The organism is Providencia rustigianii (assembly GCF_900637755.1).
Classification (GTDB): domain Bacteria; phylum Pseudomonadota; class Gammaproteobacteria; order Enterobacterales; family Enterobacteriaceae; genus Providencia; species Providencia rustigianii.
Genome location: NZ_LR134396.1, coordinates 1,735,963 through 1,748,106, shown reverse-complemented (window position 1 = coordinate 1,748,106; position 12,144 = coordinate 1,735,963). Strand labels below are relative to the sequence as shown.

The following is a 12,144-nucleotide window of genomic DNA, read 5'->3' as shown; positions in this document are numbered from 1 at the left end:
TGTACTGAGTATATTTATTTTTTACTTTTTATCTGCGGATTTAAAAACCAGTGAATCACTGGGTTGGTCGACAGTAGAAGCGCTAAAATAATCGTAATCAGTGTTAATGCTATTAATATCGAAAGCCCAGTTTCAATATTTAAAGCCCCTACTCCCGTTAACAATAAAAAACAAATAATAGGATGTATTAAATACACACCTAGCGCATTATTCGCTATTTTTACAAAGCGCACCGTGGATAATGCAAAACAAATAGCCACAATCGCAATCAACACCCCGACTAAAAACGAAAATATCTGCATAAAAAATGCACAGATTAAGAGTCTATGACCGAATACCTGCATCAATAAACTTTCAATTTCAGATTGAAAATAAAAATAAAACCCAACCAATATGATCATCAAAGGGGCAACAAAAAAAGTATGCCGACGGAGCCATTCTAATTTTTTATCATCGCAAAAGTAGGCCACAACAAAGAATGGAAAATACTGCAAGATTGCAGCAAAACTGGTTCTTTCCAAAAGGGAATTAACTGCCCAAAAGGCAATAAAAAGGCTAAGCAGTAACGTAATAAATAACCCTATTCCTTTACTTTTTATTCCGAGAGGCAACAATAAAAAAAACGCTTGCCATATTGGCACAGCCAAGAAAAACCAAACCCCATTTTGAGGAAATAATAAATACTTCTCAATGCTTAATGTACCCGTGTAATACAAAGGAATGGCATCAAGCGTCTGGAATGTGACATAAATTATCAATGGTGGAATTAAGTGGGTATGCCAATCCTGCCATGAAATTCCTTTGCTGGTATATGCCGCAATAAATACAAACATAGGAATAAGCACTAAATCAAATAGGTTAATTAATATTGAATAATCAACTTTCACAACAGGATTGGAGGCTAGGTAAAAATTAAAGACAATTAATGAGCTTAGGATTAATTTCAATGTCTGCCAATTGGGTAATTTATTCGCTTTTTCTAGCATTGTGAGAGTCTCATCCCTCATATTGATATCTTCTGTATTAAAATGAAATTCAATGAATGACTGAAACCATTCATATTCACTTCACTAACGAAAAATAGCGCGTGCAAATAGCTCTGGAGGCGACTCACTCCAAGAGCCATTATATTTGATAGGAAAATCTATAAAGGCAATGCGTACGTGACTTTAACAGTCTCCATTGGCACTTCCGTTTTAATGCTCTGTACACTACCAATCTGGGTCAAATAATCTGCATGAAAACGGCGGTAAGACGCCATATCTTCAGTAACAATACGAATCAATGCATCACATTCACCCGCCATTAAATGACATTCAACTACTTCAGGCATCTTTTGAATGTCCGCAACAAATTGATTAATTGTCTGCGCGTCTTGAGCTTTAAACCAGATGCGGGCAAATAAAGATAAACCCGCACCAATTTTAGTTCCGTCTAAGACCGCAACATAACGCTTAATAACGCCGGCATCTTCCAGTAGTTTTACACGCCTTAAACAAGGTGATGGTGATAAACCGACCTCTTTTGCCAACTCAACATTTTGAATCTTACCGTCGCGCTGTAGCACTTGAAGAATATGCTTATCAATAGCATCTAATTTGATGGATGATGAACTATGATGTTCTAGTTCATTTTTGTCCGAATTGCTCAATCCTACGCCCTTTGGCATGCCAACCTCTTTTGCTTTTATTTTTTGATATTAAATGTCAAACACACGTTATTAGCAAGCAACAAAACAACCAAATTTCAACAAAAAATAGCTATAATGACCAGCATCAATTTCCGGTATGAAATAATAATAAATAGAGGTGTTTGATGGAGCTACAAACGTTATTACTGTTTAGTGCAACGGTGATCCCTCTGGTTTGTACACCTGGACCGGATATTTTATTTATCTCTTCACAGGGGCTTTCAGGTGGTATGTCCGCCGCTTGGAAAGCTAATTTGGGCATTATCCTCGGTTACATGACACATGCTATTCTTGCTGCACTTGGGTTAGCTGCAATTGTTGCCACATCCCCACTTATATTTAACACCATAAAATGGGTTGGTGTCGCCTATGTCGCTTATTTAGCAGTAAAAATGCTTCTCTCTGCGATTCATTCCAGAGAATTTCAGGTGCGACCCATATCGACCCAAGCGGTGATTGGCAAAGCATTCCTAACTAGCTTTCTTAACCCAAAAGGACTATTAGTCTATTTTGCTATATTGCCCAATTTTATCCATGTCTCCGAGAGTGTTGCAATACAATCTTTAATATTATCAGCGACATTTATTAGTTCGTGCATTGTTATTTATGGTGTTATCGGCATGTTGTTCGCTTCCATGCATAATAAACGCAAATATAGTGATAAGAATCGCCGTATCACCGAAGGTGTAGCAGGAGGCATGTTAACTTTCGCTGCCATTGGGCTGGCAAGTAGTTAGCAAGGGATACATTCTATCCAAAGTAATTGGCTGTCGAGGCTACAGGGGGTTAACTCCCCTGTTCTAATATCTGGAAGCCACCAGCCGCCATCCCCCTCAGACATTCGCTCACAGTTACCGCCAGACACTAGCCACTCCCCTGATAATACATACACTAATCCAGCTTGATGTGCGGGGAGTTGCTGCTGAGAGTCAATGAGATAACTTCTCACATTCCAACGATCTGAACGGTAGATAAAATTCATTAATCGTATTGGCTGTTGTAATTCTACATTGACATACAGTTCAGCAGGACATCGAATAGACTCACCAACTTGATGAAAATATTCATCAATCCGGTGGTTATCATGTATTCGTAGCGTTTGGTTATCCAACAGGATTGTAAGCCTTTCCCCTTCAGGGTACTGCTTTAGAAAACTTGATTGTTCAATCTTCGCAATACTGGCACGTAGCGAATAATCAGATGCAACGGGCCAGCAAAAGACTTCTTGGCTAGTGCCACAGTTATCATTCCACTCAAATACGGGTAAGTCAGTTGTACTAAAGCATTTAATTTTCATATGACCACCTCAGTTTCCCTTACGTATCTTTAACTAGATTCGCAAAGTTCTTTTTTTAAGGCAATGAAATCACCGCGATAATGTGACTGCTCACCCTCTCTGTTTTGCGCTTATTTATCTTCGATCAATGTGTGGCATAAATCCCCTAAAACTTTCATTGACTGTTCCAAACGATCATTCCATGCAAACGAGGCATTTAAACGAAATGCATGGTTAAACTGGTCGCTGGTTGAAAACATGCTGCCCGGCGCAATACCAATTCCTTTTTTTAACGCTAATTGATATAAACGAATTGCATTAAAGGGCGGCTCTAACTCAAGCCATAAGAAATATCCCCCCTTCGGGGTATTCACTTTCACGGATGATGGCAAATATTTGGCGATAGCATTCAACATGAGGTGCTGACGTTGTTCCATCGTCTGACGCAGTTTTCTCAAATGGGTATCATACCCACCTTGGGATAAATATTCCGCAATGGCTAACTGTGTCGGTACACTTGCCGAAACTGTACTCATCATCTGCAAATGCTGAATTTTCGAAGCATGATGCCCCGCAGCAACCCAACCAACCCGATATCCCGGCGCTAAGCATTTTGAAAATGACGAACAGTGGAAAAAATTACCTTGAGTATCAAGGGATTTTGCAGGAATTGGCTGCTTATTACCAAAATAAAGTTCCCCATACACATCATCTTCAATAAGTGAGATTCGGTGTTTATTCAGGATCTCAACCAACCGTTTTTTATTGGCTTGTGGCATCGTGCCACCTAATGGATTTTGGTAATGGGTCATCAACCAACATGCTTTGATTGGGTATTTATCCGCAATATCCTCGAGAGCATCAAGATCAATACCAAAGAGAGGGTCTGTTTTAATCGCAATCGCCTTTAATTTTAAACGTTCAATCGCTTGCAACGAGCCATAAAAAGCGGGTGATTCAATGACCACCCAATCCCCCGGCTGTGTAACGGCTTGTAAGCTTAAAACTAATGATTCCATCGCACCCGCAGTAATAACAATTTCATCAGGGGCAACATGGATCCCTTGAGTTGCATAGCGTTGAGCAATATTACGGCGTAATTGTTCATTTCCCGGTGGTAAATTGGCAGTGGTATTAAATTTCGATAGACGACGAGCAACAGAAGCCAGTGATTTAGCCAATTTGGGTTCATCAAGTAAGGCTGGGTCAGGAAACGCGGAACCAAATGGAATAATATCAGGATCCTTACAGGCTTGCAGGACACCAAAAATGGAGGCATTAATCTCAACATTTTCATTAAGATGTAGTCCTTTCCCTCCTTTCGCTGCGGCAAATGTATTGTTGCGATTTGCAACGTAGTAGCCCGATTGTGGTCGAGCCGCGACCCAACCTTGGCTTTCAAGCAATTGGTAAGCCTGTACTACTGTCATCAGACTTAAACCGGATTGTTTCACGCTTTCTCTAAGTGAAGGTAATCTGTCACCAACTTGCCAGATATTATCTTCTATTTGTTGACGAATTTGTGCCGCTAACTGTTCATATCTCGTCATTCCCGCCTCACTGTTATAGTTGTTTTCCTAAAAATTGTTACTATTATAGTTTAACGTCTCATGTTCTACTTATCCACCACATTCACCTGACTTTTTTTAACTATAAGCACAAAACATTTCTAGCTGGATTTATGAGTGTTAACAATCCAACGAAAACAATTATTTATTGCTAAGGATTGCGTCAAATTGCTTCGCAATGGCTTTAAATGTCGCGTGTCGTAATCATTTCCATTCAGGGGTCAATATGTTTGGACTAACTGCGCTGGAACTTGCCCGTATACAATTCGCATTTACGGTCTCGTTCCATATTATTTTTCCGGCTATTACTATCGGGTTAGCGAGTTTTCTCGCCGTGCTTGAAGGTTTATGGCTAAAAACTCGAAATCCTGACTACATAAAACTATTCCATTTCTGGTCAAAAATTTTTGCAGTCAATTTCGGGATGGGGGTAGTTTCTGGATTGGTGATGGCGTACCAATTTGGGACTAACTGGAGCTTCTTTTCTGACTTTGCAGGCAGTGTCACTGGACCGTTGCTCACTTATGAAGTTCTCACCGCATTCTTCTTAGAAGCAGGATTTCTCGGTGTTATGTTATTCGGTATGAACCGAGTGGGCGAAAAGCTACATTACTTTGCGACTTGCATGGTGGCACTCGGAACCATTATTTCCACCTTCTGGATCCTCGCTTCTAACAGCTTTATGCAAACCCCTCAAGGATTTGAAATCGTTGATAACCGAATTGTGCCTGTCGACTGGCTAGCCGTAATTTTCAATCCTTCATTCCCCTATCGCTTACTGCATATGACAACAGCAGCCTTCCTTGCTGCAGCATTTTTTATTGGCGCATCCGCGGCATGGCACCTGCTCAAAGGTAATAAATCCTCTGCCATGAAGAAAATGTTCTCCATGTCATTGTGGTTGATCTTAGTACTAGCACCAGTTCAAGCATTTATCGGTGATGCTCATGGTTTAAATACATTGAAATATCAACCTGTTAAGGTAGCTGCAATGGAAGGCCACTGGGAAAATAAACCCGGTGAAGCAACTCCGCTGATCCTCTTTGGTATTCCTAATATGGACAAAGAGAAAACAGAATATGCCGTTGAAATTCCTTATCTGGCAAGCCTGATTTTAACCCATAGTATTGATAAACAAGTTCCTGCTTTAAAAGAGTTTCCACCCGAGGATAGACCCAACGTATTTATGGTGTTCTGGTCATTCCGTGTGATGGTTGGATTGGGCTTACTCATGATCGCTGCTGGTGTCTGGGGATTATGGTTACGTTCACGTAAAAGACTCTATGAGTCCAAAACATTCTTACGCTTTATGTTTGTCATGGCGCCATCGGGACTCATTGCGATTCTTGCTGGTTGGTTTACAACCGAGATTGGTCGCCAGCCATGGGTTGTTTATGGATTACAACGTACCGCTGATGCCGTGAGTGCTCACGGAGAGGTCCATATGAGTATTAGCTTACTCGCGTTCTTTGCCGTATATGGCAGCGTATTTGGGATTGGCTATATGTACATGATGAAATTAATTCGTAAAGGCATCACCGAGGAGACAGCTCATGGGCATTGATTTACCTCTCATTTGGTTTGTCATTATTGTTTTTAGTATGTTGATGTATATCGTCATGGACGGTTTTGATTTAGGCATCGGTATCCTTTATCCAGCCTTAAAAGATAGTCAAGACCGTGACTTAATGATGAACAGCGTCGCTCCTGTTTGGGACGGTAATGAAACATGGCTAGTGCTAGGCGGTGCTGCATTATTCGGGGCATTTCCTTTGGTCTATGCCATCGTATTGGATGCTCTATCGATTCCACTGACCTTTATGTTATTGGCCTTGATTTTCCGTGGTGTCGCCTTTGAGTTCCGTTTCCGTGCTGATGAATCTCATCGGCGCCATTGGGATCATGCTTTTATTTGGGGCTCAATTTTTGCCACATTCATTCAAGGCGTTGTTGTCGGTGCATTTATTCAAGGCTTCCACGTTGAAAATCGCGTCTATATGGGCGGGTATTTCGATTGGTTCTCCCCTTTCCCTCTATTTTGTGGATTTGGGCTAGTCGTCGCTTATGCCTTACTCGCCTGTGGCTGGCTGATTATGAAAACTGAGGGGCATTTATGTAAAACAATGTACCGTATTTTGCGCCCATTAACCCTATTAATGTTAGCGGTGATCGGCGTAATCAGTGTGTGGACACCAATGCAAAGTGAAGCCATTTATCAACGCTGGTTTACCTTGCCAAACTTGTTTTTCTTTCTCCCCGTTCCACTACTTGTAATAGGTTGTGTCTGGTTAATCATCAAGAGTGTGAAGCGTCAACAACACGATAGCATTCCATTCTTATCAGCATTAGCTCTGATTTTCCTTGGCTTCACTGGATTAGGTATTAGCATCTGGCCAAATTTAATTCCACCAGCCATCAGTTTCCGAGATGCCGCTGGCCCACCAGAAAGCTTAGGCTTCATGTTGGTCGGCGCGTTATTTATTATCCCTGTTATTTTGGTTTATACCTATTGGAGTTACTATGTCTTCAGAGGAAAAATTACCCCTGAACAAGGCTACCACTGATCATTTAGTGAGTTCACCTTGGTGGAAAAAAATGGGTTGGATGGCAATAATCTGGTTAGGAAGTGTATTGGCGCTATTTGCGTTCTCTTTCTTGTTTAAATTGCTGATGACCGCAGCGGGAATGAAAGTAAAATAGTGATTTTCCCCCAATGCCGCATAATATTCTGTTATGCGGCATTTTGTTTTTCATGACCTATTTCACTGTATTATTTGAATGGTTTTCTTATTCTTACTCGTGATATGATAATGATAATAATTAACATATAATAAAATTATCATTAAGAAAGGAGACGGTTCGTGGCTAGTACACCAACAGTTGAAAAAAACATCTACCGCCCAGCACCACCGCAACTCATTCAAGTTAAATCCATCACTGATATCAGCCCATCAATTCGCCGCATTACATTTACGGGCGAAAGACTGACTGATTATCCTGATAACTGCGAAGGTGGGCATCTCAAGATTTTCATTGCGCCAGACTATGCTAGCCAGCCAGCACTTCCCATCTTGACCGATAACGGACGCAGTTGGCCAGAAGATAAGCCTCGCCCATTTGTACGGACTTATTCTGTACGTGCCATTCGCCCTAAATTAAGTGAAATCGATATTGAATTTGCGATGCATGAAGGCGTGACAGGTCCAGCATACCTCTTTGCTCGTGATGCCAAGCCGGGTAATTGGCTCGGTATCACAAACCCAGGAGGTCCGGATCCACTGCTTCCGGTCCGCTCTCACTATTTTATGGCGGGAGACTCTAGTTCATTGCCAGCCATTGCCGCGCTGTTAGAAAAGATGCCAGAAAATGCTCAGGGGCGTGTTGTTCTACGCTTAGAACATCAAGCTGATCTTCGTGAGCTTTCCAAACCTGCGGGTATGGAGATTGAGTGGGTCGTTGGCGATATTAGTCAAACATCCGCATTGATTAATACATTCAAATCATGGGATATCCCTACAAGTGATGTCGGTTTTTGGATTGCTGGCGAAGACCAAATTATTCGCGAATTACGTCGTTTTGTGCGTCGAGAGAAAGGCTTTAGTCGTGAGGATATTTACGCAATTCCTTACTGGCGGTATGGCTATGATGAAGAAGGCTACCATCATGAACGCCATGCGGTCATGGATAACCCGGACGATTAATCGATAAAAATACTGCCCCGATGATCGGGGCAGATAAGAAGGTTAATCATTGTACGCAAGTAGCGCTTTATGACACAGTTCAGATCTCACACAATCGTCAATCGTAAAATTCACCATAGATACCAAGCTATCGCTATTAAAACGCTGTAATGCATCCGCCAATCCTGATGGAACACCGCTCGGTAAATCGCACTGAGTAATATCCCCATTGACGATGACTGTCACGTTCTCCCCTAAACGAGTTAAGAACATTTTCATTTGTGTGACTGTCACATTTTGTGCCTCATCGAGGATCACGATTGCATTTTCAAACGTACGACCTCGCATATACGCAAATGGCGCAATTTCCACTTTCGCAATTTCAGGTCGCAAACAATACTGTAAAAATGATGCTCCTAATCTTTTCATAAGAACGTCATAAACAGGTCTAAAATATGGCGCAAACTTTTCAGACATATCTCCAGGTAAAAAACCCAGGTCTTCCTCTGCTTGCAATACAGGGCGAGTTACAATGATTTTACTGATCTCTTTATTGATTAAAGCATCTGCAGCTAATGCGGTACTAATGTAAGTTTTACCGCATCCTGCTTCACCATTAGCAAAAATGAGCTGCTTATGCTTGATGGAGTTGATGTAGAGCTTTTGGGCTTCATTACGTGGAGTGATTGGAGTTTCATCGCGACGTTCTTTCGCCATACCAATAGGCTCAATACCGGTATATTCGGCAAAGGAGGTTACATTATTCATATCATACCTCCCTGAACGATCCTTGCGAGATGTGCGTTTCATTTCACGACGTGTTTTTGTTGCAGCTTTCTGTCTACTCATAGTATTAACCCTTCCAGGTATCAGTGATGTCAATTCAAATGACGAACTATTCAAAACAGAGAGGAGCTCCCTTCAAGCTCTTATGTGACATAGGTGAACATTTCAGATATAAAAAAACCGGTTAGCAATCTCACCATGCTAATTTCATGGTGGATCGATAACCGGTCTTGAATTTTTGTAAACAAACACTTTGTTGTCATTAGTTTCTCCTATACAGGCGATACTCGTAAACTAAAGAATCTGTATGACAATATTATGACAATCTGCAAATTTTTATTTGACTAGAATATCATCAACCTACAACATTTCCTTTCTATAAATATAGCTCTAGTTTTTTTTAAATTACAACATTAAATTAACAGAAACTGTGCATTTTTACGTAAAGGTCAGATAATCTGTAGGAAATATCATAAAAAGCCAAAAAAACCAATGCGTTGTCAATCTTTGTGGCAATATCTAAATTAGATCGGTTTACAATTGCCCGCTAATTGATACCCTTTAGTTTGTGCCTCAGCTTCAGTAGAAAACATTTCTGCATTTTTATCTGCCGTGGTTTTAAAACCTGAACAGTGCGCCAAATGATACTTTTTAGTATTACGATTTCCTTTCACTTGTTGAGTAGTATTATTCGCTGGCGTACTCTGCTCTACCGATTTTACGGGTTTGGCTGATTGCCCCGTTAAACCTTCTGCACCATTTTTATGTCCTAAGTCCCAACTTTTTTCGCCTGTCACAAACGGGTTATTGTGCCCCATCACTTTTGCAATACGCTGGTCGCGTTGTTTTTCCCATTCATTCACAGGATATTGTTTATCCCATGCCATAAACAATTGCTGCTGTTGGCGAGACATAGATAAGTTATAGCGATCATGCATATAGAAATAAACACGAGCAACTTGCCCTTTAACTTCATCACGAGGTTCAAAGACGCGTTGTTTAAAATCAATACGGCTACGACACATTCCATATGAATATGGCGTATTCTCAGGAAGCTTTCCGAAACTCCAATTACTACGATCACCATTCACTTCACCAATCGAAGGCGCTAAATTGTGCATATCGGCCTCCATACGAGCAAATACAGGATCTGAAGAAACACAGTTTTTACGCCCGCCATTTTGCCAACATTGACGCTGATGGCCAAAAACCCATGCTGGAACAATATGTTCCCACTCAATACGTTCCGCACGATTTTGTTGTTTACGAACTTGGTAGCCACAGGATGCTAAATCAACTTGTCCACCACTTTTACCAACCCACTCCCACTGACAACCACAATAGAGAGTTCCCTCTCCTTGATGATTTTGGTCAATATAAACTTGGTTTTTACTCAATGATTTTGCTTCAGGAAATGAGCTAGGTGCTGCATAGGCTGAATGGCTAATGAAGGAAAAAATAAGAATTAATGCAAGATGTAAATACTTATAGATTGAATATTGTTTCAAAATAACACCACTGATGAGAAAAAGTCGATAAATTAAATACAACGAGTAAGTTATTCATTCAAAAATAGATGAACACAATATGAATACACTCTAGTTGGATGAAATATAAGTCTTTTTAATATCAATTGGTACTTTATTTTAAGGGATAAAAATCAATATCAGAATTTAGGTAAAAAATAATAAAAACTAACTTACTCGAATATCTATCAATAAAAGTTAGCCCAATCTCTAAATCACGGGTTAACTTTTATTGATCATTTTATGAATATGAAGGCGGTATGTTGATATCAAACACTGGGTTTCTTGCGATATAGCCATAATCCGGGAAGAGAGATACCGATAGAAAGCGCTCCGACAATAAAAGATGCCTTTAAAAAGTAGGTAACAAGCGTTTCCATTAGCTCAGGGGTATAACCGTACTGAGATATTTTCACAACTGAGATCATCGCGATATAGGCACTGATACCGGGAAACATTGGGATCACTGCAGCAACAGTAAAGACTTTAGGATGCGCTAGCCACCAGCGAGACCATTGAATTCCAATCATTCCGATTAAGGTGGCAGCTAAAAAACTTGCCCACTCAATTTGTAATCCGAATGACATTAAAATCATCCGCGATCCATACCCAATTGCGCCTAATAATCCGCAATATTTTAGTGCTCTCACCGGAACATTGAATACCATCGCAAAACCAATGGCAGGGATCGCCGCGAGCAACATCTTCCAGATTAATTCCAATAAAAACATTAGGCCCACTCCCTCAAATTCCAGATAGTCATGGCTAGAACGACGCCAATGCAGGTCGCTAGCGTCAACAAGCTTGCCATCACCCAACGAGCAATCCCCGTATTAACATGCCCCTTAAACATATCTGCGACTGCATTTATCAAAGGAAAACCAGGAACCAGCAACAATACACTCGCAGCCATCGAAATAGTCTCAGTGACTTCAAAATAAGGAATTTTTAGTAATAAACCCGATACCGAAGTCGCAACAAATGCGGTAATACAAAAATTGATCAGTGGATTTATTTGATTTGATGTCAAAACCTGGCGAATAAACATTGCGCAACCACTCGCTAAAAACGTGATAAACGCACTTTCTAGTCCACCGCCATTTAACGAACTAAAGCAAGCGCAAGATAACGCTACCATTAACACCATGAGCCAACGTGGATAACGTAGCGGCTTGATACCATTTAATTTTTTACGTAATTGTTGGCGACCAAGTAAATGATGCTCTACGAGAATGACAGCATGCTGAACCTCTGTCACCACATGCATATTAATCCCGCGGTCAATAATGCGGCGAGTGGATGTTAGGCATCGACCATCCACGATAGTAGTTAACACTAAAGAATTCGATGAAATTGCACTGTCTACCTGATTTGCCCCTAGTGCAATACCTAATCGAGTCGTTAATTGTTCGACAAGCATACTTTCCGCACCATGCTGTAGCAGCAATAAACCACATTCAATACATAATTTGGTGATTTCCCTTTGCACATCAACACTTTTATCTTCTATATGCTGATCAACAACGCTATCCTTCATTGGATCCCCCGAGGCTTTGTTAAAATTCAGATATTGATTTAGACATGATAATATTCATATATATCATAGAGGATAATAATA

The 12,144-nt window shown here is 40.7% G+C and carries 13 protein-coding genes; 5 read left to right on the top strand and 8 right to left on the bottom strand.

From position 1 onward, the window contains the following. Nucleotides 1-14 precede the first annotated feature (14 nt). Complete coding sequence (locus EL244_RS08100; RefSeq protein WP_232004570.1) at nucleotides 15-887, bottom strand: hypothetical protein; 873 nt, start codon at nucleotides 885-887, stop codon at nucleotides 15-17. A gap of 257 nt (nucleotides 888-1,144) precedes the next feature. Next, on the bottom strand, nucleotides 1,145-1,669 hold the full coding sequence (locus EL244_RS08095; protein ID WP_126460049.1) for an Lrp/AsnC family transcriptional regulator: 525 nt from the start codon (nucleotides 1,667-1,669) through the stop codon (nucleotides 1,145-1,147). Nucleotides 1,670-1,815: 146 nt separating this feature from the next. Here EL244_RS08095 and EL244_RS08090 point away from each other — a divergent pair, with 146 nt between their 5' ends. Beyond that, nucleotides 1,816-2,427 (top strand): LysE family translocator, encoded by a 612-nt coding sequence (locus tag EL244_RS08090; RefSeq protein WP_115164258.1) that lies wholly within the window; start codon nucleotides 1,816-1,818, stop codon nucleotides 2,425-2,427. Here EL244_RS08090 and EL244_RS08085 read toward each other — a convergent pair. Beyond that, the gene (locus tag EL244_RS08085; protein WP_115164257.1) at nucleotides 2,424-2,987 is read right to left on the bottom strand and encodes a HutD/Ves family protein; all 564 of its coding nucleotides are present in this window, start codon (nucleotides 2,985-2,987) and stop codon (nucleotides 2,424-2,426) included. The genes EL244_RS08090 and EL244_RS08085 overlap by 4 nt on opposite strands. Before the next feature lie 110 nt (nucleotides 2,988-3,097). Next, a complete protein-coding gene (locus tag EL244_RS08080) occupies nucleotides 3,098-4,516 on the bottom strand; it encodes an aminotransferase-like domain-containing protein (protein WP_006813198.1) in 1,419 nt (472 codons plus the stop codon). 244 nt (nucleotides 4,517-4,760) lie between these two features. Between EL244_RS08080 and EL244_RS08075 the strand changes: the two genes are divergently transcribed. The 4 genes from EL244_RS08075 (at nucleotide 4,761) to EL244_RS08060 (ending at nucleotide 8,235) form a co-directional block, all read left to right on the top strand. Beyond that, nucleotides 4,761-6,098, top strand: a complete 1,338-nt coding sequence (locus EL244_RS08075) for a cytochrome ubiquinol oxidase subunit I (RefSeq protein ID WP_006813199.1) — start codon at nucleotides 4,761-4,763, stop codon at nucleotides 6,096-6,098. Next, nucleotides 6,088-7,098: a cytochrome d ubiquinol oxidase subunit II gene (gene cydB, locus EL244_RS08070; RefSeq protein ID WP_126460046.1), complete on the top strand. Its 1,011-nt coding sequence runs from the start codon at nucleotides 6,088-6,090 to the stop codon at nucleotides 7,096-7,098. The genes EL244_RS08075 and cydB overlap by 11 nt, the downstream gene beginning before the upstream one ends. After that, nucleotides 7,055-7,234, top strand: coding sequence for a DUF2474 domain-containing protein (locus EL244_RS08065; protein WP_126460043.1), 180 nt, complete (start codon nucleotides 7,055-7,057; stop codon nucleotides 7,232-7,234). The genes cydB and EL244_RS08065 overlap by 44 nt, the downstream gene beginning before the upstream one ends. 161 nt (nucleotides 7,235-7,395) lie before the next feature. After that, nucleotides 7,396-8,235 carry a siderophore-interacting protein gene (locus EL244_RS08060; RefSeq protein ID WP_126460040.1) on the top strand — a complete coding sequence of 280 codons (840 nt, stop codon included), beginning with the start codon at nucleotides 7,396-7,398 and terminating at the stop codon, nucleotides 8,233-8,235. A 42-nt stretch (nucleotides 8,236-8,277) separates the two neighbouring features. On the opposite strand, the gene phoH is transcribed toward EL244_RS08060, so the two are convergent. From phoH to EL244_RS08040, 4 genes are all read right to left on the bottom strand, one after another. Further along, on the bottom strand, nucleotides 8,278-9,063 hold the full coding sequence (gene phoH / locus EL244_RS08055) for a phosphate starvation-inducible protein PhoH (RefSeq protein ID WP_006813204.1): 786 nt from the start codon (nucleotides 9,061-9,063) through the stop codon (nucleotides 8,278-8,280). Between the two features lie 461 nt (nucleotides 9,064-9,524). Beyond that, nucleotides 9,525-10,508, bottom strand: a complete 984-nt coding sequence (locus EL244_RS08050; protein WP_195848901.1) for an endonuclease — start codon at nucleotides 10,506-10,508, stop codon at nucleotides 9,525-9,527. Nucleotides 10,509-10,795: 287 nt separating this feature from the next. Then, the gene (locus EL244_RS08045; RefSeq protein ID WP_006813207.1) at nucleotides 10,796-11,257 is read right to left on the bottom strand and encodes a threonine/serine exporter; all 462 of its coding nucleotides are present in this window, start codon (nucleotides 11,255-11,257) and stop codon (nucleotides 10,796-10,798) included. Further along, nucleotides 11,257-12,063, bottom strand: coding sequence for a threonine/serine exporter family protein (locus EL244_RS08040; RefSeq protein WP_126460037.1), 807 nt, complete (start codon nucleotides 12,061-12,063; stop codon nucleotides 11,257-11,259). The genes EL244_RS08045 and EL244_RS08040 overlap by 1 nt, the downstream gene beginning before the upstream one ends. Nucleotides 12,064-12,144 lie beyond the last annotated feature (81 nt).